A 21,399-nucleotide genomic window follows, 5' to 3' on the forward strand; every position below is an offset into this window, starting at 1 on the left:
GGGCGGGGTCAGGGGTGTCAAAGTTCTTTGCTGGTGCTTGTGAAAACTAGCACAAAGTCTGCACGCTCAGCAAAACGAGTCCCCTGCCGCTGTACAACCACACCTTATCGGTAGCCCACAGGCCCCAGTGGTCTGGTCCCCACCCGACTCCCCCGCAAGGCCGCGCAGCGCCCGGGAACGGAACAGAGGAACCGCTCCCGGCGCAGGCGGCACCCGTCGCGGCCGGGTACACCACGACCCTTTCAAGCACGCCTCTGGATCAACAGGTACAAACCCGTACAAACGCCTAGTTTCAGCAACCTGCAGGCCGCTGGATCAGACCTTCGCAAGCGGTTTGGCCGCGCGGCTGCGCGGGAGGCCGGTGGTGAGGACGACCGCGATGACAGCGATCGTCAGGACGATCAGGGCGGTCCACCAGGTGAGGACCAGGCCCAGGACCACGACACCGAAGGCGATCAGGACGGTCCAGAGGTACATGAGGAGGACTGCTCGGCGGTGGGAGTGGCCTCGTTGCATGAGGCGGTGGTGGAGGTGCTGCTTGTCCGCGGCGAACGGCGACTGGCCTGCTTTGGTACGGCGGATGTAGGCCATCGTCAGGTCCAGGGCCGGTATCGCGAGGACCGCGATCGGGAGGACCAGTGGCAGCAAGGCCGGGAGGAGGCTGGAACCGCCTACCTCGTACGGGACGGCGTACGGGTCCATTTGGCCGGTGAGGCTGATGGTGGAGGCTGCGAGCATCAGGCCGATGAGGAGGGCGCCGGAGTCGCCCATGAAGACCCTTGCCGGGAAGAAGTTGTGGGGCAGGAAGCCCAGGCAGGCGCCGGCCAGGGCGACGGTGATGAGGGTCGACGTGGTGGCGCGGTCCAGGTCCTGCTCGACGTTCAGCAGGTAGGAGTAGGTGAAGAACGCCAGGGCGCCGATCGCGGTGACGCCGGCGGCCAGGCCGTCGAGGCCGTCGACGAAGTTCACTGCATTGCAGGAGACGAGCAGGATGCCTGCGGTCAGTACGGCGAGGAGGGCGGCCGACGGTGAGATCACGCCGCCAGGCAAGGGCAGCCAGTACAGCTGGATGCCTTGGACAACCATCACGCCGACGGCGAGCACCTCGCCCGCGAGCTTGGTGATTGCGTCGAGTTCGTAGAGGTCGTCGATGACACCGACGGCGCAGATGACCGCGCCGCCGATCAGGATCGCGCGGCCGTCGTGCGCGACCTGCAGGCTGTCGCCGAGGAACGGGAGGCTGGAAGCGACCGCGAAGGCGGCGATCAGGCCGCCGAGGATCGAGACGCCGCCGAAGTACGGGATCGGGACCTTGTGGACGTCACGGGCGCGGACCTTGGCCACGGCGCCGTACCGCAAGGCGATCTTCCGCGCTACGCCGGTCAGCAGGAAGGTCGTGGCCATGGCCACGAAGAGGACCAGCAGGTACTCGCGCACTAGTCCGCAGGCCTCACATCAGGATTGACAGGCTTCTCGTCCTGCTTGGACGCTTCCACTGCAGTTTCGGTTGGCTTTTCGTCGGAGACGGTTCCGGCGGGCTTCTCCGCGGCCGGTACGGCGTCCGCTGCGGACTCGACCGGCTTCTCGTCGGCGGGCTTGTCCTCGGCCGGCTTCGCGTCGTCAGCCGGCTTGTCGGCCGCGACTGTCTCAGCCGGCTTGACGTCGTCCGCGACCGCCTCGACGGGATCGTCGGCGGCGGCTACCTCGGGAACTACCTCGCGGAGCTGAGCCAGGGAGAGCGCACCGAGGCGGACCACGCGGGGCGTTTCGGTGGTGATGTCGACGATGGTCGACGGCTCTCCCCCGGTCACCTCGCCGCCGTCCAGGTAGACGGCGACCGCATCGCCCAGCTGCTCCTCGGCGTCGTACACGTCCATCGCCGCGGGGCGGCCGCTCTTGTTGGCGGAGCTCACCGCCAGCGGGCCGGTGCGCGAGAGCAGCTCGCGGGTGTTCTCGTGGTCGGGGACGCGGAGGGCGACAGTGCCCTGCGTCTCGCCGAGGTCCCACATGAGCGATCCCTGCGCGTGGCAGATCACGGTCAGCGGACCCGGCCAGAACGTCTCGCACAGTTTGCGGCCGGCGTCAGGGATGTCGGTGGCGAGCGCGTCCAGCGACTCGACCACCGAGATCAGCACCGGCGGCGGCATGTCGCGGCCGCGCCCCTTGGCGTCCAGCAGACGCTGGACGGCGTCGGACTTGAAGGCGTCGGCGGCCAGGCCGTAGACGGTGTCGGTCGGCAGGACGACCAGGTCGCCGGCCTCGATGGCGTCCACGGCCGCCCGGTATGCCGGGGCCAGTTCGTCACCCGTGAAATCGAAGCGCTCACTCACGCACCGAATCGTGCCACTCACTCCCCTGTCCGCCTAAACCGGCCCACATCGCAGGCAAACCTGACAGGCAATTGTTAATTTCCCGGCAGACCGGGCCGGAACTCCTTAAGATCCCGGCCATGACTGTGACGGATAAGTTCCTCGAAGGGCTACCGAAGGCCGAGCTGCACGTCCACCACGTCGGCTCCGCCTCGCCGCGGATCGTCGCCGAGTTGGCGGCGCGGCACCCGGGCTCCCCTGTGCCGACCGACCCGGCCGCGCTGGTCGAGTACTTCCAGTTCACCGACTTCGCGAAGTTCATCGACGTCTACCTGACCGTCGTCGACCTGATCAAGACCCCGGAAGACGTCCGGCTGCTGACCTACGAGGTCGCCCGCGAGATGGCCGAGCAGAATCTCCGGTACGCCGAGCTGACCGTGACGCCGTACACGTCGATGATGCGCGGGATCGCGCCGGAGGCGTTCTGCGAGGCGATCGAGGACGCCCGGACCGCGGCCGAGAAGGAGCTCGGGATCACGCTCCGCTGGATCTTCGACATCCCCGGCGAGACCGGACTGGCCGGCGCCGACGAGACGCTGCGGGTCGCGACCAAGATCCGCCCCGACGGCCTGATCGGCTTCGGCCTCGGCGGTCCGGAGATCGGCGTACCGCGGCCGCAGTTCAAGCCGCACTTCGACGCCGCCATCGCCGCCGGGCTGCGCAGCCTGCCGCACGCCGGCGAGACGACCGGCCCGGAGACCATCTGGGACGCCCTGCGAGTACTGCGCGCCGAGCGGATCGGCCACGGTACGTCGGCCATGCAGGACCCGGCTCTCGTCGACTACCTCGGTGAGCACCGGATCCCGCTCGAGGTGAGCCCGACCTCCAACCTCGCCACGCAGGTGGTTGCGTCGTACGACCAGCACCCGCTGCAGGCCATGGTCGAGGCCGGACTGGTCGTCACGATCAACTCCGACGACCCGCCGATGTTTGGCACCACGCTGACCAACGAGTACGCCGTCGCTGCGGATCTGCTCGGTCTGGACAACGCAGGTGTCGGCGAGCTCGCCAAGACCGCCGTACGGGTGTCCTTCGCGGAGGACTCGCTGAAGGACACCCTGACGGCTGAGATCGACGCGTACGTCGCAGCGAACAGCTAGACGGTCTCGAAGTACCAGCGCTGGCAGGCGCCGCCGTGGAACGGCCAAATGATCACGTCGGCTCCTGCTGCGGCGCTGCAGCCCGCTACGTCGAGCGACTTGCCACTACCCACTCCCAGGAGCTGGTAGGCGCCATTCGACAGCGCACTGATCCGCCACTGCTGGCAGGTGGTGCCTAAGTAGTCCCAGAGCTGCACTGGCTTCGCATCGGTTGTCACACAACCGGCGACCTCCACAGCCTTGCCGGTGTTGCCGTCGATGATCTTGTAGATGTTGCCGTCCACCGCAGTGACCTGCCAGCGCTGGCAGGGGCTGCCGGCGACGCGGTCCCACATCCGTACGTCGGCTCCGTTCTGACTCTGGCAGTCGACGACATCCAGGTCCTTGCCGAGCTCGGAGCGGATTCGGTACGTCCCGTTCGGCAGGTTCACCGGCCGGAGCTTGAACTGCTGCGTCGCCGCACCGGTGAACGGCTGCTGCTCCAGCGAAGCCGGGTGAGCGCCCGCATCCGTCATGGCCAGCCCGGACAGCGTGTTGACGATGCCGTAGACGTCGCCGCCGAGCGGGTGCAGCGTCCAGCGCATCCCGTCCTGCCCACCGCAGTTGTACTGCAGCACCTTGGTGCCTGGCGTCGTACCGCTGTACGCGCTGTCTGCGCACTTGCCACTGTTGACGTTCTGCAGCTGCCAGCCGGTCTCGTAGAGGAAGCGCCACTGCTGGCTGGTCGCACCGCTGCGCGGACGGTGGCTCAGGTTCGCCAGGTTGTCCACCGAACCGTTGACGATATCGATCGCCTCGCCACTGGACGGACTGACGAACTCGTAGACCTGTCCATGCCGTGGGCCAGGCCGCGGGTCCGGGGTGGCGCTCTTGATCAGCCAGTCGCTGTTGGCAATGTTCCAGTGCGTTGCGAGGTAACTGCCGGCCGGCGGGCTGGTGTGGAAGTAGTCGTCCTTGTTGCAGTCCAGCAGCCGGTCGTTGTCCTTGTCGGCGCACACCACGCGGGTGTCCGAGCCGTAACACATCAGGTCGTACTCGTCGTTGCAGTGCCCGTTGTAGTGCGGAGCAGATGACTGTACGGCGCCCAGGTTGTGCCCGAGTTCGTGAGCAGCCGCATTGAAGCCCCAGCAGTTCGTGGACGCGTCCACGCGGGCGTACCCGGTGTTGCTGTTGTTCGCGTTGTCCAGCCCCGGACGGTCGTCGCCGTACATGGTCCCGACGCCGCACACCTTCTGCGCGTCCGCGTAGACCAGGTACTTGCGGGCGCTGTCCTTGTAGCCGAGGTTCTGCAGCGCCGTGACCATGGAGTTCCAGGTCTCCAGCCCACCGGTCGGTACGACGGCCTCCTTGACGCTGATCTGGCAGCCGCCGGACACCGCGTCAGTCACGTACCGGATGTGCCGGCTAGCCCCAGTCTGGAACGCACTGTCGTTGTACGCCGCATCAATCTCGTGCGACCACGCACGGAACGACGGTAGGAACAGCTGCAACCGACTCGCCTGCTGCGACTCCCGCGCGTACAGGACCTGTACCCGCTTCCCAGCGACGCCATTGCCGTCACAGACGATCGCATTGGCAGCCATAGTCGCGTCCGCGACCGCCTTGGGCAGCGGCTGCGCCTTCTCACTCAGATCAGCGTTAGGCAGCACCTCAGGGCCCCGCGTGCACTGGTCAGTGCCAGGCAGCACCAGCCGCTGGAGCCCCGCACAGAGCTCCGCCTCGGTCTTGGGCTGAGGACTGGGCGGTGCGGCTTGGGCGGGCGTCAGGAGCGGCGTACTGATTGCCAGCGCAACCGTCGCGGCCAGCACCCCCACTTTGGACAGCACGGACATCGTCGTTCGCTCCTCACCCGTGCCCGATCCGACTGTCAGCGGGCTGGCGACAGTGGGCGACGAACCGAACACGTCCCGCGCCATCCTGCGCCAAGACCCGCCGCAGAGCGAGGCCTTCGACCGTGATCGCAACGTTCACACACTGTCAGCCGCAGATCACTTTCCGGTCACCTGCCGGATTGGGCAGGTTTAGCCGGGGCCGGGAGGGTTACATGTGTTCGCGGGTGCAAGACAGTCGCCCGCCGCCTCCGCGCACAGTGCGCTCCCAGAAGGCAGTGTGTAATGACCAGCAGTCTGTACGACGCCGTAGACCGTGTCCGAGCGTTCTGGATGGTGAAGGGATCCCAGGCCGAGCTGGTGCTCGCGGGGATTCTCCTGGTACTCGCGGCAGCGGCGTTCGGAACGAACGCCCTCCTCTAGACTCTGCGGCCGGTCGCGAATCTGTTGCGGCCGGCCAGGTCCTTCTGGTCACGCACCTCGGTGAAGTCGCCCGTGGCAGCGAAGACGGCCGGGGCGGATTCACCCTGAACATCCGCGTGCTCACACGCGAACCAGCCGCCAGGCTTCAGCAAGCGGGCTGCCGTCACGCTGACCACCTTGATCTCATCCAGGCCGTCGTCACCCGACCAGAGAGCCAGCGCGGGGTCGTGGTCGCGGACCTCGGCGGTCACGGATTCCCAGGCCGTCAGCGGGATGTACGGCGGATTGCTGATGACCGCATCGACCAGACCATCAAGCTCGGGCAGCGCACCGTCGATGTCGCCCTCGTGCAGCGTGGCGCCGGTGCCAGCCAAGTTCCGGCGAGCCCACACGCACGCCTCGGCGGACAGCTCGACCGCGTGGACGGTAGCGTCCGGCCGCTCGGTCGCCACGGCGCCGGCGATCGCTCCGGAACCTGAGCAGAGGTCGACGACCAGCGGGGACTTCACGTCGGCGATCCGGTCCAGGATCCAGCCGACCATCACCTCGGTCTCCGGCCGCGGCACGAACACCCCCGGTCCGACGAACAGCTCGCGGTACCGGAAGGCCGCCGTACCGGTGAGGTGCTGGAGCGGCTCACGGGCCGCCCGCCGCGCGACCAGCTCGTCATACGTACGGCGTTCAGCGTCGGAAGGCTCACGCAGATTCAGCCGGGTCGAACCGGTGACGAAGGCGAGCAGCTCGGCCGCATCGAACTCCGGCGACGCGACCCCGGCCGCGCGGAGCTGATCCGCGGCCGCAGCGATCAGAGCCTTCACTTTTTGTCGACAGCCTCGAGACGTGCGGTCAGGTCGGCCTCGGTGAGCGCCTGGATGACCGGCGCGAGGTCCCCACCGAGCACCTGGTCGAGGTTGTGCGCCTTGTAACCGACGCGGTGGTCGGAGAACCGGTTCTCGGGGAAGTTGTAGGTGCGGACGCGCTCAGAGCGGTCCACAGTCCGGATCTGCGACCGGCGGGCGTCGGACGCCTCCTGATCGGCAGTCTCCTGTGCCGCAGCGAGCAGCCGGGACCGCAGCACGCGCATCGCCTGCTCGCGGTTCTGCAGCTGGGACTTCTCGTTCTGCATCGACACGACGATGCCGGTCGGCAGGTGCGTGATCCGGACGGCAGAGTCGGTCGTGTTGACGCTCTGCCCACCCGGACCGGACGAGCGGAACACGTCGATCCGCAGGTCGTTCAGGTCGATCTCGACATCGACGTCCTCGGCCTCCGGCAGCACCAGGACACCTGCCGCCGACGTGTGAATCCGCCCCTGCGACTCGGTCACCGGCACCCGCTGGACCCGGTGCACGCCACCCTCGAACTTCAACTTCGCGTACGGCGCCTCACCCGGCTCCGGCGTGCCTTTCGCCTTCACAGCGACCGTGATCGACTTGTACCCACCCAGATCGGAGTCGGCCGCGTCGATGATCTCGGTCTTCCAGTTCTGCGTCTCGGCGTACTTCAGGTACATCTTCAGCAGGTCCCCGGCGAACAGCGCCGACTCGTCGCCACCCTCACCGGCCTTGATCTCGAGGATCGCGTCCTTGTCGTCACTCGGGTCGCGCGGCACCAGCAGCATCTGCAGCTTCTCGGCCAGCTCGTCGCGCCGGTGCGCCAGTTTCACGGCCTCCTCGGCGAACGCCGAGTCCTCAGCCGCCAGCTCCTTGGCCGCCTCGATGTCATCCGCCGTCTGCAACCACTCGTCATACGTCCGTACGACGGGCGCCAGGCCGGCGTACCGCTTACCGACGCGTCGCGCGTTCGCCTGGTCGGAGTGCAGCTCCGGGTCGGACATCTGCCGTTCCAGCTCGGCGTACTCCGCCTTGAGCGTCTGGACCGCTTCGAACATTGCGCACTCCTCCTCTCGGGAACCCCTGGACAGACAAACCGCGCGCCGGTCCACCCCCGCAAGGGCAGACCGGCGCGCGGTAAGAAAACTACTTCTTGGCGTAGCGCTTCTCGAAGCGAGCGACCCGGCCGCCGGTGTCGAGGATCTTCTGCTTGCCGGTGTAGAACGGGTGGCACTGCGAGCACACGTCGGAGTGGATGGAACCGTTCTCCGCCGTCGAGCGCGTCTGGAAACTCGCGCCACAGGCACAGGTCACCGTGGTGTCCACGTACGTCGGGTGGATGTCGCTCTTCAAGACATTCTCCTAGGAATCAGATGGTCTGGGTCGTCCACGGACGTGAACGTGAACCAGAACCGACACACAAGTTTGCCATCAGACCCCTCAACCTGACGAATCGCCACGGAATTCCCAGGTGGATGGTCACTGATTGTGGTTGCCGCGATGCGAAGCGGAGTGATGTACTGACCGCCCCGAGCGCACTGGGAGGAGTCGTGGCACGGAGCGAGTTGTCCGGTCGAGCAGACGACCCTGAGCCGGCGAAGCCTATGGTCAGCGACACTCCCGAAGTCGTGGAGTCCGCTCCCCCGACGCCGCCTGACAAGGTCGAGCGACCCGACCCGTTCCCCGAGCTAACCGACCGGTATTCGCTGAAGGTGCGCCAACTGATGGCCGCCGACGACAGATTCACCCGGCTGGGCCCACTCCCGCAAGACTCACAGGACTCCACCCCCGAGCGTCCGAAAGCCACTCAGGACAACGAACCGCGGGCAGCCGATCCGGCCCCAAGCCCGGACCGGTCCGACAACCTCCCCGAACCGTTCCCAGAGCTAGCAGACCGGTTTTCGCTCAAGCTGCGCCAACAGATGGCCACCGACGACCGATTCACCCGGCTAGGCCCACTACCCCAAGACTCACAGGCCCCCGACCGCCCAGAGCCGCCGAAAGCCACTCGAGACGACGAACCGCGAGCAGCGGACCCGACCCCACAGCCGGACCGATCCGACAGCCTCCCCGAGCGGCCCAAAGACTCAGGCTCGACACCCCCCGAGCCCGAGACCTCAGATTCCCGCGAGCAGTCCGGCGAGCCCAAGGTGTCTCCCAGCGCCGCCGACGAGCCAAACCCGCTGGATTCCACCGGAGACCAGGTTGAACGAACCCACGAGTTCATCGAAGACGCGGAACCGGATGAGATGGCGCAGTACCGCCGCATTCGGGTGGCAGATGACATCGACGCCATCGTGACGAACTGTGAGTACCCCCGCGAGATCATCGAAGAGGCCAAGGACAACCTCTTCCTGCGCCAGCACGACGTAGCGGTAGCCCCAGGGCAGATCAGGCATGGCTACTTCACCCCGGCCCGAGAGATTGGTGACCTCTGGGAACTCGCCGCGTCCGGCGCGGACATGGATGCCGAACAGACGGCGATGTTCCGGTCGCTCCTGGCCCACGAGTACGTCGAATCGAAACTCATGGATGCAGGGCTCCCCTACCTTTCGGACGATCCAGGGGCATTCACCGCTGATGGTGTTACCCGCGTGACTGCGGAGTATCGATCGGCGCACCTTGTTGCGCCGCTGTCGATGCAACCGGAGAGGATCGACTTGCTCCGACTCTGGGATGGGAAACTGGAACTCCCGCGGAATGGCCTTCGGGTGGCAGAAGATCTGTCGAACCTTGACGAAGTGGTTCGGGTGGCGAAAGAAGGATTGGGATTGTGACCGAAACCGCAGCTCAACGATTGCTTGATCGTCTGCTGGCAGCACCGTGGAACGACCTCGACGCGGAAGAGCTACACACCATGTCGCGGGGCCGGCTGGCCAACGAGTTCTTTCGGCGGATGGCCGTCTGGGGTGACGTTCTCAAGATCGAGCAGGGCTGGCCATTCCTGAAACTGGCAGCAGCCTTCGACCCCGCGGTCCCAGACGCATCGGACTGGCTGGAGCGCGTCCAGAAAGGAACCGGGCGCGGCTTCGGCGGAGCCACGCGACACGTGATCGTGGACATGTTCCAGTGGGCCATGCTCGGCGAGCAACCTGCCCAGCGGTTCCCTCAGTTGGAAGACCCGTATGAACCTCTGACCAGGTTCTTCGAACGCGGCGGCGAGCTCATCACCATGCACGGCTCGGTCGAACTCATGGGCGCCACACTGCGATTCCTCCCCCGGGCGGAGCGCGCGGCACAGGCGCGGTTTGCGATTGACCTGGAGACCCTAGAGGCCTTGGACCGCGACGAGCAGCTCCGGATAAACGAAGAGCGAAGATCCAGAGGAACCGCCCAAGCCAAGCAAGACAACAACTAGCCATCGACGGTTGAACCCGATCCAGTTCGGGCAGCAAGAGAAGGACCCGGATTGTGACCGACACAGCAGCAGCTCACCGATTGCTGGACCGCCTGCTGGCAGCCGCCTGGGATGACTTCGACGCGGAAGAACTACACAACATGTCGCGGGCCAGGCTGGCCAACGAGTTCCTACGGCGAATGGCCGTCTGGGGTGACGTCCTCAACATCGAATACGGCTGGCCGCTACTGGATCTGGCGGTAGCCGTCGATCCTTCGGTCCCAGACGGGGCAGACTGGCTCACGCGTGCCGAAAAGGAATCCGGGCGTGAATTCGGCGGAACGACCCAAAGAGCGATCGTCGACATGTTCCAGTGGGCCCTCCTGGGCGACCAACCCGTAAAGAGATTCCCGCACCTGGACGACCCGTACGAACCGTTGCTGAGGTTCTTCGAGCGCAGCGGTGAACTGATCACGCTGAACGGGGCGGTCGAACTCATCGGCACCAGCGTACGGTTCCGCTCCCGGGCAGAACGCCTGGCACAGCCCCCGTTTGCTATCGACCTGGAGACCCTAGAGGGCCGAGATCGCGACGAGCAGGTCCGCATCGCAAAGATGCACGAAGAGCGCAGAGCCAGGCAAGCCACACGGGCCGAGCAGGCCGAGCAGGCCGAATAAACGACGAAGCCCAGGACCGTGCGCACGGTCCCGGGCTTCGCTTTGCTACTAACTCAGTCGCCGTTGGTGGAGCTGCTGCCGGTCGACGGGGTGGTCTTGTTGACCTGCATCAGGAACTCGATGTTCGACTTGCTCTCCTTGAGCTTGCCGATCAGGAGTTCCAGGGCGGCCTGGCCGTCGAGGGCGGAGAGCACTCGGCGGAGCTTCCAGACGACCTGGGTCTCCTCCTTCGACATCAGGAGCTCCTCGCGGCGGGTGCCGGAGGCGACGACGTCGATGGCGGGGAAGATGCGGCGGTCGGCGAACTCGCGGCGCAGCCGGAGTTCCATGTTGCCGGTGCCCTTGAACTCCTCGAAGATCACTTCGTCCATCTTCGAGCCGGTCTCGATCAGTGCGGTGGCGAGGATGGTCAGCGAGCCGCCGTCCTCGATGTTGCGGGCCGCACCGAAGAACCGCTTCGGCGGGTAGAGCGCCGAGGAGTCGACGCCACCGGACAGGATCCGGCCGCTGGCCGGGGCCGCGATGTTGTACGCGCGGCCGAGCCGGGTGATCGAGTCGAGCAGTACGACGACGTCGTGGCCGAGCTCGACCAGCCGCTTCGCGCGCTCGATGGCCAGCTCGGCGACCGTGGTGTGGTCGTCGGCCGGACGGTCGAAGGTGGAGGCGATGACCTCACCCTTGACCGTGCGCTGCATGTCGGTGACCTCTTCAGGCCGCTCGTCCACCAGCACGACCATGAGGTGGACCTCAGGGTTGTTCGTGGTGATCGCGTTCGCGAGCGCCTGCAGCACCATCGTCTTGCCGGCCTTGGGCGGCGAGACGATCAGGCCGCGCTGGCCCTTGCCGATCGGGCTGACGATGTCGACGATCCGCGTGGTCAGGATGCCGGGCTCGGTCTCCAGGCGGAGCCGCTCGGTCGCGTACAGCGGGGTCAGCTTGTTGAAGTCCTGACGCTGCTTGGCGATCTCCGGGTCCGACCCGTTGACGGTGTCGATCCGGACCAGCGGGTTGAACTTCTCCTTGCGCTCGCCCTCCTGCGGCTGCTTCACCGCACCGGTGATCGCGTCGCCCTTGCGCAGGCCGTAACGCTTGACCATCGACAGCGCGACGTACACGTCGTTCGGGCCGGGCAGGTAGCCGCTGGTCCGGACGAAGGCGTAGTTGTCGAGCACGTCAAGAATACCGGCGGCCGGCACCAGGACGTCGTCCTCGCTGATCGTCGGCTCCGGGTCGAAGCGCTCGCCACGACCACGGTTGCGGGCGTTGTCGCGGCCGCTGTCGCGACCCGGCTCCCGGCTTGATTCACGGCCCGGCTCGCGCCCGGACGTGACCGGCTGGCCGTCGCGGTTGCGCTCCCGGTCGCGGCCCCGGCGGCGACGACGACGGCTGTCGCCTTCCTCGCCACCCTGGTCCACGCGCTCCTGCTGACGGGCCTGGTCACGGCCGGCGTCGCGGTTGGCCTCGCGGCTCTGCTCCCGCCCCGCGTCACGGTTGGCGTCGCGACCCGCGTCACGGTTGGCCTCACGGGGAGCGTCACGGTTGGCCTCGCGCCCAGCATCACGGTTGGCCTCGCGGCCTGCATCGCGGTTGCCGTCACGGTTCTGGTTGTTGCGGTCCCGGTCGCGGCCCTGGTTGCGGTCGCGCCCCTGGGTCCGGTCGCGGCCCTCACGGCTCTGCTCGCGGTCGGCGGCCGGCTCGGTCCGCGCCTCGACGGCGGTGGATCCGTTCTGCGCAGCCACCTGTACGGCGGGTGCCTCGGCAACCGGGGCGCTCTCGACGACCGGCGCCTTGCGGGCGGCGGTCTTCGGCGCCTCGACGACCGGAGTCTCGTCGGCAGTCGCGGCGGCTGCTGCGCGGGACCGGCGACTGCCGCCCTCACGCTTGGCCGGAGCCGACTTCGTTGCGGGGGCGTCGGTGCTTTCATCCAGGGTCGGCTGGGTTGCCTTGGCCCGGGAACCACCCGCGGAGCCGCCCGGCTGGGCGGCCTTGATCGCCTCGATCAGCTGGCCCTTGCGCAGTGCGCCGGTGCCTTTGATGCCGAGCGTCCCGGCGAGCTGCTTGAGCTCGGGGAGCAGCATGCCCTCGAGGCCGCCACCAACCTTGCGGCGACGCGTCGCGGTGGTCGCCGCAGCGTCGGAGCCGGTGGCTTCAACAGTTTCTGTCACGTGGGGTCCTTCCACACGGATCGTCGAGGTGCGGACAGCACCATCGACCGTTTCAGCCCACGACCGAACGAATTGGCACGTGGGGTTGGTTCAAGAGACTCTCGCTCGATCTGAGTCCCCCCGGACATCCCCGGCGCAGGCGGCGCAAGATCACGTTCACTGGGGGTCGCCACACAACACAGGGTGCCGGGAGCACAGCCCGGACCGTGACGAGAGTTCACCGATCACCTGGGAGGGGATCGGGTGAGTCGAGACTAGCATCCCAAGGGGGCGTACGCCTGACTCACCGGGTACAACGCGTGTCAATTCGCGTCTGTTCCCGCCGTCACCCAGCCTCCATCGACCAGACCTGTACGCCGACTGGATCGATCCGCAGGTCGTGCCGTTCCCAGCCGTCGGGGGCGGGCGGGCAGGCCGCACTTCCGAGCACGATCACGGTCGGACCGGCCCCGCTGACCGTCGCCGCGAGCCCACTCCCCCGCAGTTTGTGCACGAGCGCCAGGCTCTCCGGCATCGCCGGCTCCCGGAACTCCTGATGCAGCCGGTCCTCGGTCGCCGTCAGCAGCAGATCCGGCCGCTGCGTCATCGCAACGACCAGCAGCGCAGCCTTCCCCGCATTCGCCGCAGCGTCACCATGCGGTACGGCGTTCGGCAGCAACCCACGCGCTTCTTTCGTCAGCACCCGGTTCGCCGGCACATAAACAACCGTGCCCAGACCCTCCGAAGGGTCCAGACGAACTGCCTTTCCACCTGGCTGATTAGACACAGGGCCGTCGAGCCAAGCAACCGTGAATCCGCCATAGACCGCCGCAGCCACGTTGTCCGGGTGACCTTCGAGCTCATTCGCCAACCGGAGCAGGCGCTCCCGATCCATCGGCTCACCGGCCAGCCCGAAGGCTGCGGCCAGCCCGCCGACAATCGCGGCCGATGACGAACCAAGCCCCCGCCCGTGCGGAATCCGGTTCTCGCAGCGCAGCGTGAAGCCCGGCAACGAGACCCCGAGCGCCTCGAGGCCGGTCCGGATCGACCGGACCACGAGGTGCGACTCATCGAGCGGTACGTCGTCCGCACCGGCCCCGGTCACGTGGACGGTGACGCCGGAACCGCCCGGGGTGACGACCAGTTCGTCGTACAGGCTGAGCGCGAGCCCGAAGGCATCGAACCCGGGCCCCAGGTTCGCACTTGTCGCGGGGACGCGGACGCGAACCTGGTCGCAGGAACGATCGCCCATCTCAGACGAGACCGGCGACGCGCGCGACAGCGTCGGTGTTCGCCGGCGTGACCGGGCTCTCGTCGACGCGAATGTGGTCGAGCGCGGTGTCGATGTCCTTGAGCCCATGACCGGTGACCGTGATCACCACGGTCGAGCCACCCTGGAGCCAGCCCTGCGACTTCGCATGCAGCAGACCGGCGGCTCCGGCCGCCGATGCGGGCTCGACGAAGACACCCTCATGCGCCGCGAGACCGCGCTGCGCGTCGAGGATCTGCTGGTCGGTGAGCATTTCAATGCGCCCGCCGGACTCGTCGCGGGCGTTCTCGGCCAGCGTCCAGGACGCCGGGTTGCCGACGCGGATCGCGGTCGCCACGGTGTCCGGCTTCTCGACGATCGCGCCGCGCACGATCGGCGCCGCGCCCTCGGCCTGGAAACCCCACATCTGCGGCTTCTTCGTGGCCAGCTTGTCCTTCGCGTACTCCTGGTAACCCTTCCAGTAGGCCGCGATGTTGCCCGCGTTGCCGACCGGGAGCAGGTGCAGATCCGGAGCGTCGCCGAGCGCGTCGACCACCTCGAACGCCGCGGTCTTCTGGCCCTCCAGCCGAACCGGGTTCACCGAGTTCACCAGCGCGACCGGGTAGTGCTTGCCGAGCTCCCGAACGATCCGCAGGCAGTCGTCGAAGCTGCCGTCGATCGAGACCAGCTTGGCCCCGTGGACAACAGCCTGCGCCAGCTTGCCCTTCGCAATCCGGCCGGCCGGGATCAGCACCAGCGGCAACATCCCAGCCCGTACGGCGTATGCCGCCGCCGAGGCCGAGGTGTTGCCGGTCGAGGCACAGACGACCGCCTTGTCGCCGGCCTGCGCGGCCAGCGAGATCGCCATCGTCATCCCGCGGTCCTTGAACGAGCCGGTCGGGTTGTTCCCCTCGACCTTCAGCCAGACCTCACAGTTGGTCTGCTCGCTCAGCCACTGCGCGGCCACCAGCGGCGTACCGCCCTCGCCGAGCGTGACCACGGGGGTGTCCGTCGAGACCGGCAAACGGTCGCGGTATTCCTCGATTACGCCACGCCACTGGTGTGCCATTGTTAGTCGCCTTCCACCCGCATCACACTGCTGACTTCACGAACGATGTCCATGTCGCGCAGGGCCTCCACGGTCGCGGACAACGCGGCGTCGGTCGCGCGGTGCGTGACGACCACCAGTTCGGCGTCACTGCCCCGGCCCTCTTGGCGGACGGTCTGGATCGACACGTCGTGCTCCGCGAAGGCCTGGGCCACTGCCGCGAGGACACCGGCCTTGTCGGCCACGTCCAGGGACACGTGGTAGCGGGTCACCGCGTCACCCACCGGACGGACGGCCCGCTGGGTGTACGACGACTCGCCGACCCCCGGCACGCCCTTGAGCCGGTTGCGCGCGGCGGACACGAGATCCCCGAGGACAGCGCTGGCCGTCGGGGCACCGCCGGCACCACGACCATAGAACATCAGCTCGCCGGCCGCTTTGGATTCCACGAAAACGGCGTTGTACGCATCGCGAACACTGGCCAACGGGTGGGTGAGCGGAATCATCGCCGGGTAGACCCGGGCGCTGACCGAATCCGTCGCCTCGTCCAGCTCACAGATCGCCAGCGACTTCACCACGCAGCCCATCTCGCGGGCCGAGGCGATGTCGGTCGCGGTCACCTCGGTGATGCCCTCGCGGTGCACGTCGGCGATCGAAACCCTGGTGTGGAAGGCCAAACTGGCCAGCAGTGCCGCCTTCGCGGCAGCGTCGAAGCCCTCGATGTCGGCGGTCGGGTCGGCCTCGGCATACCCGAGGGCCTGGGCCTCTTCGAGCGCCTCGTCGAACCCGGCGCCGGTGGACTCCATCTTGTCCAGGATGAAGTTCGTGGTGCCGTTGACGATGCCCATGACGCGGGTCACATCGTCACCGGCCAGCGACTCGCGCAGCGGCCGCAGGATCGGAATCGCACCGGCCACGGCAGCCTCGAAGTACAGGTCGCGCTGGTACTTCTCGGCAGCTGCGAAGAGCGTCGGGCCGTCCTCGGCCAGCAGCGCCTTGTTGGCCGTGACGACCGAGGCGCCGTTCTCCAGCGCGGTCAGGATGAGGCCGCGGGCGGGTTCGAGACCGCCGATCACCTCGATCACCAGATCGAGGTCGCCGCGCGACACCAGCGCCTGGGCGTCGGTCGTGATCAGGGACGGGTCGACGGCGATATCGCGCTCCCGGCCGGCCCGCCGTACGGCGATTCCGGCGATCTCCAGCCGGGCTCCGACGCGGGCGGCCAGGTCGTCGGCGCGCTCGGTCAGGATCCGCACCACCTCGGTGCCGACCACCCCACACCCGAGCAGGCCAACCTTGAGTGGCTTCTCGCTCATCCTTCGACTCCCATGTCCAGCAGCAGCAGGTCGTCCTCGGTCTCCCGACGCAGGACGACGCGCGTCTGACCGTCCTTGACCGCGATCACCGGTGGCCGCGGTACGTGGTTGTAGTTGCTCGCCATCGACCGGCAGTAAGCGCCCGTCCCCGGTACGGCGACCAGGTCGCCCGGGCCGACGTCACTCGGCAGGAACTCGTCCTTGACGACGATGTCGCCGGACTCGCAGTGCTTGCCGACGACCCGGGCCAGGGTCGGCGTGGCGTCGGAGTACCGATTGGCCAGCGTGCAGGAGTAGTCCGCGTCGTACAGCGCGGCGCGGATGTTGTCGCTCATCCCGCCGTCGACCGACACGTACGTGCGGGCCGCACCGTTGTCGAGGGCAACTTCCTTGACCGTGCCGACCGAGTAGACCGTGCACATCGCCGGGCCGACGATCGCGCGGCCGGGCTCGATCGAGACCTTGGGGATGTCGACGGAGTACGCGCGGCACTCGTGCTCGATGATCTTGCCCATCTCGGTGGCAAGCTGCGCCGGATCCGACGGGTCGTCCTGAGTCGTGTAGGCGATCCCGAATCCACCCCCGAGGTCGAGCTCCGGCATGTCGACGCCGAGCTCCTCGGAAACCCTTGCGTGTAAGGCGATCAAGCGCTTCGCGGCGATCTCGAAACCGGATGAGTCGAAGATCTGCGAACCGATGTGCGAGTGCAGGCCGAGCAGCTGCAGCTCGGGCGCTTCGTTGACCCGGGCAACGGCTTCCCAGGCCGCGCCGGAGGTGATCGAGAAGCCGAACTTCTGGTCCTCGTGCGCGGTCGCGATGTACTCGTGGGTGTGCGCCTCGACGCCCGCGGTGACCCGGACCATCACTGGCGCGACGATGCCGCGTTCCCGTGACAGCGCGATCAGCCGGTCGATCTCGTAGAGCGAGTCAGCGATGATCCGGCCGACCCCGGCGTCCAGCGCGCGGGCCAGCTCGGCCTCGGACTTGTTGTTGCCGTGGAACCCCAACCGCTTCGGGTCCGCACCGGCTTTGAGCGCAACCGCGAGCTCTCCCCCGCTACAGATGTCGAGGTTGAGCCCCTCCTCCATCACCCAGCGGACAACCGTCGTACTGAGGAAGGCCTTGCCGGCGTAGTAGACGTCGAAGTCCTTGAACGCGTGCTTGAACGCGCGAGCGCGGTTGCGGAAGTCTTCCTCGTCCAGCACGTACGCCGGACTGCCGTGCTCGGCGATCAGGTCGCGGACGTCAACGCCGCCGACGACCAGGGACCCTTCGGCGGTCTTCTTCGCCGTACCGGACCAGAGCTGCGGGACGAGGTCGTTGACATTGCCCGGGGCGCTCAGCCAGGGCGGCGCCCGATGGCCGGCCTGGGCGTGCAGCGCGCCCGCCTCGTGGGCCCTCACATCCGCTCCGGGGCGGAGACGCCGAGCAGGTCGAGCCCGTTGGCGAGCACAGTCCGGACCGCGGACACCAGTGTCAGTCGTGCCTTGTGCACCGGCTCCACCTCCTCGTCACCGCGGGGCAGGACCCGGCAGCTGTCGTAGAACTTGTGGAACGCGCCGGCGGTGTCCTCGAGGTAGCGGGCGACCCGGTGCGGCTCGCGCAGCTCGGCCGACGTCGCCACGATCCGCGGGAACTCGGCCAGCGCGCGCAGCAGGTCACCCTCGCGCTCGTGGCTGAGCAGACCGGGCTCGAACTCGTCCAGCTTGATGCCGAGCTCGTCGGCGTTGCGCAGGATCGAGGCCAGCCGGGCATGCGCGTACTGCACGTAGAAGACCGGGTTCTCGCTGGCCTGCTTGGTCATCTCCTCGATGTCCAGCGTCAGCGGCGAGTCGACCGGGTAGCGGCAGAGCGTGTAGCGCAGCGGGTCGACGCCACTCTCCTCGACCAGCTCGGCGAGCGTGACGATCGTGCCCGCCCGCTTCGACAGCTTCATCTCCTCGCCGTTCTTGAGGATCTTGACGAGCTGGCCGATCAGGATCTCGATGTTGTGCTCGGGGTCGTCCCCGGCGCAGGCCGCGATCGCCTTCAGCCGGTTCACGTAGCCGTGGTGGTCCGCGCCGAGCAGGTAGATGCAGACCTCGAAGCCGCGGTCGCGCTTGTTGACGTAGTAGGCCGCGTCCGAGGCGAAGTACGTCGGCTCGCCGTTGGTCCGGATCAGCACCCGGTCCTTGTCGTCGGTGAAGTCGGTCGTCCGCATCCAGAGCGCGTCATCGGCGTCGTACAGGTGGCCCTGCTCACGGAGCTTCTCGATCGCGTGGCCGACACCGTCCTGCTCGTGCAGGCTGCGCTCGGACATCCACACGTCGAACTTGGTCCGGAAGTGCTCCAGCTGGTCCTGCTGCTCCTTGAGCTGCCGCTCGTACCCGGCCTCACGGAACGCGACCGACTGCTCGCCGACCGGCAGCTCCAGGATCTCGGGCACCTCCGCGACGATCCGCGCGGCCAGCTCACCGATGTACTCACCGTGGTAGCCGTCCTCGGGGATCGGCTCGCCGTTCGCCGCCGCCTTCAGGCTCTCGCCGAACTTGTCCATCTGGTTGCCGCGGTCGTTGACATAGAACTCCCGCGTCACCTTCGCGCCCGCCGCGATCAGCACCCGCGCCAGCGCATCCCCAACCGCTGCCCACCGGGTGTGCCCCAGGTGCAGCGGCCCGGTCGGGTTGGCCGAGATGAACTCCAGGTTCACCGCGAGCCCGTTCAGCGTGTTGCTCGACCCGTACGCCGGACCTGCGTCCACGATCGACTGGGCGATCTTGCCCTGGGCGTCGGCGGCAACCCGCAGGTTCAGGAACCCCGGCCCCGCGATCGACACCTCGGTGATCGCCTCGTCGTCGGTCAGCTTGGCCGCCAGCAGCTCCGCGAACGCCCGCGGATTCATCCCCGCCCGCTTCCCCAGCTGCATCGCGACGTTGGTCGCGTAGTCCCCGTGCTCGGGGTTCTTGGGTCGCTCGACCTTCAGCTCACTAGGCAGCCCACCCTCGACGACGATGGTGCCGTCGGCGGCGAGCGCGGCCAGGGCCTGCAGGATCTTCTCAGCGAGCTGTTCCGGAGTCACCGCCCCAGCCTAATGGCGAACCGTCCAATGACTGGAACCACCATCCACAGCCCGGTACGAAGCTGTACTGATTCCTTCCCCACCCCACCGCCCCGGTCAGCGCTCGACACTCACCGTAATCTTCGCGCCACCGCTGAACGGGACGTCCCACGGCGCAGGCTGGCCGTCGACGGTGATCTTTAGGTTCCGGCAGGCATCCGCGAGGCATTTTTCGTCGTACTTGACGCCCCAGACGGTGAAGAACTGGGCGAGGGTCGGCTTCTCCTCGACGGTTTTGGCCTCGACGAAGATCAGGCCGCCGGTCGTGTGGGTGTGAACGGGAGCCTGTTCGGCGCGGACCTTGTCGACGCCGATCTCCGCGGGGATCGTCACCGGGACGCCGTCGATCAGGACCTTGAGTCGCAGGTTGTACGGCGCTGGTCCGGAGAAGTTCAAGGGAAGGCGCTCGAAGCCGGCCTTGTCGATGTAGGAGACGGCGTCACGCGGAGCGTCCCAGGGTGGAGCCGTGGTGCGGAGCTCGGCCGCGGCCGGCTTGGCGGGATTCACGCCACAGCCGGCCGCAACGATGCTCGTCAAGAGCAGAGCAACTGCCGTCAGAACTGCTCTCATGAAGAGTCAGATTAGTACTTCTCTGCCGGCATCATGATCCAGAGGGCGATGTAGATCAGAAACTGCGGCCCGGGGATCAAGCAGCTGATCAGGAAGATCAGGCGCATCGTGTTCGGGGTGGTGCCGAACCTACGGGCCAGTCCGGCGCAGACACCGCCGATCCAGCGACCGTTCGACGGGCGAACCAGGGAGCTAGCCATCAGAACCGACGTCCTTTCGTGGTTGGACTTACACCCACTATGACGCCAGTCCGGCCCGGTCCGATCCCGCCGCACCGAGGATCCAGGGTCGCCTCAGGGAGTGCCCCTACCCCTTTCGTCTAGCGCTGGAAGCGGTAGGTCTTGCTGTCGGTGGTGATGCAGACGCTCGGGGACAGCACGATCACGCGCAGCGTGCCGTCCGGCTCGAAGTAGTCGATGCCCTCCACCTCGAAGTTGCCGGTGCAACCACTCTTCAACGGCAACTGCCCGAGCGACGTCACATGGCCCGTCACGTCGGCGGAGCCGACCGGTCCGGTCAGATCCACCTGCAGCAGCGGCTTCGTCGTACCGAAAAGTGTTCCGGCCGGGTCATCAGACGCACACAGCAGCCTCGTCGCTGTCACGAAGTCACAGCCCTGTACGTCGCGCACCTGGCGGTCGAGGTTGATCTTCGAGGCGAGCGGCAGGTTCTGCGCCGGGTTGGTCGCGCCGACACCCGGCATCGGGAAGACGAGCAGGCGGTCCATCGTGCCCCACTCGCCATTCACCATCCAGCGCGCATCCGGCGACACCGCCGACCAACTGTTGTTCGATGCCTCCCATGACTCCAGCGCGTGCTTGTAGTTCGACCACGCACCCGTCGGCGACTGCACGCGGAACAGCTTCGCGCCCCGGTCATCCCGCTGATACGGCTCGACGTACCAGCCCTGCGCCGCACCCGGGTCGCCCACGTGGTTCCACCCCTGCACAAGCAGGTCGAACGGAACCGTCGCACTCCCCGTGTACCGGTACTGCGTCGTGCCGCCACGCGTCACCGTGGCAAGCCCCTGCCCCTCATCCAGCGGCCGGGCATTGTCCGACCCGACCAACCGCCAGCCGTCCACAGCATGAGCCTGTGCCGGCCACATCACGGCGACAAGCATGACCACGAAAGCAATCCCCAGTTTGCGCATGCCGGAGTTCTACCCCAATGCACCGCCCCCAATTCGGAGATGGCATGAACATGCTGCTAATGTTCACCTCGTTCCTGAGCCCCCGTAGCTCAGGGGATAGAGCACCGCCCTCCGGAGGCGGGTGCGCAGGTTCGAATCCTGCCGGGGGCGCGGTCGATCTGGGCGATTCATGCTGACGGAGAGCGTCAGCTTGGATCGCCCGCCGTGTTTTCTGGGGGCGGAGCCCCCAGACCCCGCCCCGGGAGGGCTCCGCC

General features: G+C 67.3%; 20 protein-coding genes and 1 tRNA gene. 6 read left to right on the plus strand and 15 right to left on the minus strand.

Annotation, left to right across the window (positions count from 1 at the left end):
- Nucleotides 1-315: 315 nt before the first annotated feature.
- Nucleotides 316-1,437: a glycosyltransferase family 4 protein gene (locus E1263_RS34455; protein WP_132175164.1), complete on the minus strand. Its 1,122-nt coding sequence runs from the start codon at nt 1,435-1,437 to the stop codon at nt 316-318.
- Nucleotides 1,437-2,330: an L-threonylcarbamoyladenylate synthase gene (locus E1263_RS34460; protein WP_238161802.1), complete on the minus strand. Its 894-nt coding sequence runs from the start codon at nt 2,328-2,330 to the stop codon at nt 1,437-1,439. The genes E1263_RS34455 and E1263_RS34460 overlap by 1 nt, the downstream gene beginning before the upstream one ends.
- A gap of 119 nt (nt 2,331-2,449) precedes the next feature.
- Between E1263_RS34460 and E1263_RS34465 the strand changes: the two genes are divergently transcribed.
- Nucleotides 2,450-3,469 carry an adenosine deaminase gene (locus E1263_RS34465; protein ID WP_132175166.1) on the plus strand — a complete coding sequence of 340 codons (1,020 nt, stop codon included), beginning with the start codon at nt 2,450-2,452 and terminating at the stop codon, nt 3,467-3,469.
- On the opposite strand, the gene E1263_RS34470 is transcribed toward E1263_RS34465, so the two are convergent.
- Entirely contained in the window at nt 3,466-5,301 is a 1,836-nt protein-coding gene (locus tag E1263_RS34470; RefSeq protein WP_165956847.1) for an RICIN domain-containing protein, read from the minus strand. The genes E1263_RS34465 and E1263_RS34470 overlap by 4 nt on opposite strands.
- A 282-nt stretch (nt 5,302-5,583) precedes the next feature.
- On the opposite strand from E1263_RS34470, the gene E1263_RS42955 reads away from it, so the two are divergent.
- Complete coding sequence (locus E1263_RS42955) at nt 5,584-5,721, plus strand: hypothetical protein (protein WP_165956848.1); 138 nt, start codon at nt 5,584-5,586, stop codon at nt 5,719-5,721.
- Here E1263_RS42955 and prmC read toward each other — a convergent pair.
- From prmC to rpmE, 3 genes are all read right to left on the minus strand, one after another.
- Complete coding sequence (prmC, locus tag E1263_RS34475) at nt 5,718-6,539, minus strand: peptide chain release factor N(5)-glutamine methyltransferase (RefSeq protein ID WP_202869194.1); 822 nt, start codon at nt 6,537-6,539, stop codon at nt 5,718-5,720. The genes E1263_RS42955 and prmC overlap by 4 nt on opposite strands.
- On the minus strand, nt 6,536-7,612 hold the full coding sequence (prfA, locus tag E1263_RS34480; protein ID WP_132175170.1) for a peptide chain release factor 1: 1,077 nt from the start codon (nt 7,610-7,612) through the stop codon (nt 6,536-6,538). The genes prmC and prfA overlap by 4 nt, the downstream gene beginning before the upstream one ends.
- Before the next feature lie 88 nt (nt 7,613-7,700).
- Complete coding sequence (gene rpmE, locus E1263_RS34485) at nt 7,701-7,907, minus strand: 50S ribosomal protein L31 (RefSeq protein ID WP_132175172.1); 207 nt, start codon at nt 7,905-7,907, stop codon at nt 7,701-7,703.
- A gap of 197 nt (nt 7,908-8,104) precedes the next feature.
- Between rpmE and E1263_RS34490 the strand changes: the two genes are divergently transcribed.
- Genes E1263_RS34490 through E1263_RS34500 form a run of 3 tightly spaced genes read left to right on the plus strand, consistent with a single transcriptional unit; the run spans nt 8,105 to nt 10,568 of the window.
- Complete coding sequence (locus tag E1263_RS34490) at nt 8,105-9,331, plus strand: hypothetical protein (RefSeq protein WP_132175174.1); 1,227 nt, start codon at nt 8,105-8,107, stop codon at nt 9,329-9,331.
- Nucleotides 9,328-9,912: a hypothetical protein gene (locus tag E1263_RS34495; RefSeq protein ID WP_132175176.1), complete on the plus strand. Its 585-nt coding sequence runs from the start codon at nt 9,328-9,330 to the stop codon at nt 9,910-9,912. Before E1263_RS34490 ends, E1263_RS34495 begins: the two co-directional genes overlap by 4 nt.
- A gap of 53 nt (nt 9,913-9,965) precedes the next feature.
- A complete protein-coding gene (locus E1263_RS34500) occupies nt 9,966-10,568 on the plus strand; it encodes a hypothetical protein (protein WP_132175178.1) in 603 nt (200 codons plus the stop codon).
- A 53-nt stretch (nt 10,569-10,621) separates the two neighbouring features.
- On the opposite strand, the gene rho is transcribed toward E1263_RS34500, so the two are convergent.
- From rho to E1263_RS34545, 9 genes are all read right to left on the minus strand, one after another.
- Nucleotides 10,622-12,733 (minus strand): transcription termination factor Rho, encoded by a 2,112-nt coding sequence (gene rho, locus E1263_RS34505; RefSeq protein ID WP_132175180.1) that lies wholly within the window; start codon nt 12,731-12,733, stop codon nt 10,622-10,624.
- A 325-nt stretch (nt 12,734-13,058) separates the two neighbouring features.
- Nucleotides 13,059-13,964 carry a homoserine kinase gene (gene thrB / locus E1263_RS34510; protein ID WP_132175182.1) on the minus strand — a complete coding sequence of 302 codons (906 nt, stop codon included), beginning with the start codon at nt 13,962-13,964 and terminating at the stop codon, nt 13,059-13,061.
- 1 nt (nt 13,965) lies between these two features.
- Nucleotides 13,966-15,030: a threonine synthase gene (thrC, locus tag E1263_RS34515; RefSeq protein ID WP_132175184.1), complete on the minus strand. Its 1,065-nt coding sequence runs from the start codon at nt 15,028-15,030 to the stop codon at nt 13,966-13,968.
- 2 nt (nt 15,031-15,032) lie between these two features.
- Nucleotides 15,033-16,325, minus strand: a complete 1,293-nt coding sequence (locus tag E1263_RS34520) for a homoserine dehydrogenase (RefSeq protein ID WP_132175186.1) — start codon at nt 16,323-16,325, stop codon at nt 15,033-15,035.
- Nucleotides 16,322-17,728 (minus strand): diaminopimelate decarboxylase, encoded by a 1,407-nt coding sequence (gene lysA, locus E1263_RS34525; RefSeq protein WP_132175188.1) that lies wholly within the window; start codon nt 17,726-17,728, stop codon nt 16,322-16,324. The genes E1263_RS34520 and lysA overlap by 4 nt, the downstream gene beginning before the upstream one ends.
- Nucleotides 17,725-19,383: an arginine--tRNA ligase gene (gene argS / locus E1263_RS34530; RefSeq protein WP_132175190.1), complete on the minus strand. Its 1,659-nt coding sequence runs from the start codon at nt 19,381-19,383 to the stop codon at nt 17,725-17,727. Before argS ends, lysA begins: the two co-directional genes overlap by 4 nt.
- A gap of 96 nt (nt 19,384-19,479) precedes the next feature.
- Complete coding sequence (locus E1263_RS34535) at nt 19,480-19,992, minus strand: hypothetical protein (protein ID WP_132175192.1); 513 nt, start codon at nt 19,990-19,992, stop codon at nt 19,480-19,482.
- Between the two features lie 11 nt (nt 19,993-20,003).
- Nucleotides 20,004-20,192 carry a PspC domain-containing protein gene (locus E1263_RS34540; RefSeq protein WP_132175194.1) on the minus strand — a complete coding sequence of 63 codons (189 nt, stop codon included), beginning with the start codon at nt 20,190-20,192 and terminating at the stop codon, nt 20,004-20,006.
- Nucleotides 20,193-20,311: 119 nt separating this feature from the next.
- Entirely contained in the window at nt 20,312-21,145 is an 834-nt protein-coding gene (locus E1263_RS34545) for a hypothetical protein (RefSeq protein ID WP_132175196.1), read from the minus strand.
- A 78-nt stretch (nt 21,146-21,223) separates the two neighbouring features.
- On the opposite strand from E1263_RS34545, the gene E1263_RS34550 reads away from it, so the two are divergent.
- Nucleotides 21,224-21,295 (plus strand) — tRNA-Arg (locus E1263_RS34550).
- Nucleotides 21,296-21,399: the final 104 nt, after the last annotated feature.

Origin of the sequence: Kribbella antibiotica, assembly GCF_004349055.1 — a bacterium.
Classification (GTDB): Bacteria; Actinomycetota; Actinomycetes; order Propionibacteriales; family Kribbellaceae; genus Kribbella; species Kribbella antibiotica.

Coding starts and splice junctions, on each gene's coding strand:
- E1263_RS34465 (WP_132175166.1), top strand. CDS start 2,450: ATGACTGTGACGGATAAGTTCCTCGAAGGGCTACCGAAGGCCGAGCTG.
- E1263_RS34470 (WP_165956847.1), bottom strand. CDS start 5,301: ATGTCCGTGCTGTCCAAAGTGGGGGTGCTGGCCGCGACGGTTGCGCTG.
- E1263_RS42955 (WP_165956848.1), top strand. CDS start 5,584: ATGACCAGCAGTCTGTACGACGCCGTAGACCGTGTCCGAGCGTTCTGG.
- prfA (WP_132175170.1), bottom strand. CDS start 7,612: ATGTTCGAAGCGGTCCAGACGCTCAAGGCGGAGTACGCCGAGCTGGAA.
- thrB (WP_132175182.1), bottom strand. CDS start 13,964: ATGGGCGATCGTTCCTGCGACCAGGTTCGCGTCCGCGTCCCCGCGACA.
- thrC (WP_132175184.1), bottom strand. CDS start 15,030: ATGGCACACCAGTGGCGTGGCGTAATCGAGGAATACCGCGACCGTTTG.
- E1263_RS34520 (WP_132175186.1), bottom strand. CDS start 16,325: ATGAGCGAGAAGCCACTCAAGGTTGGCCTGCTCGGGTGTGGGGTGGTC.
- E1263_RS34535 (WP_132175192.1), bottom strand. CDS start 19,992: ATGAGAGCAGTTCTGACGGCAGTTGCTCTGCTCTTGACGAGCATCGTT.
- E1263_RS34540 (WP_132175194.1), bottom strand. CDS start 20,192: ATGGCTAGCTCCCTGGTTCGCCCGTCGAACGGTCGCTGGATCGGCGGT.
- E1263_RS34545 (WP_132175196.1), bottom strand. CDS start 21,145: ATGCGCAAACTGGGGATTGCTTTCGTGGTCATGCTTGTCGCCGTGATG.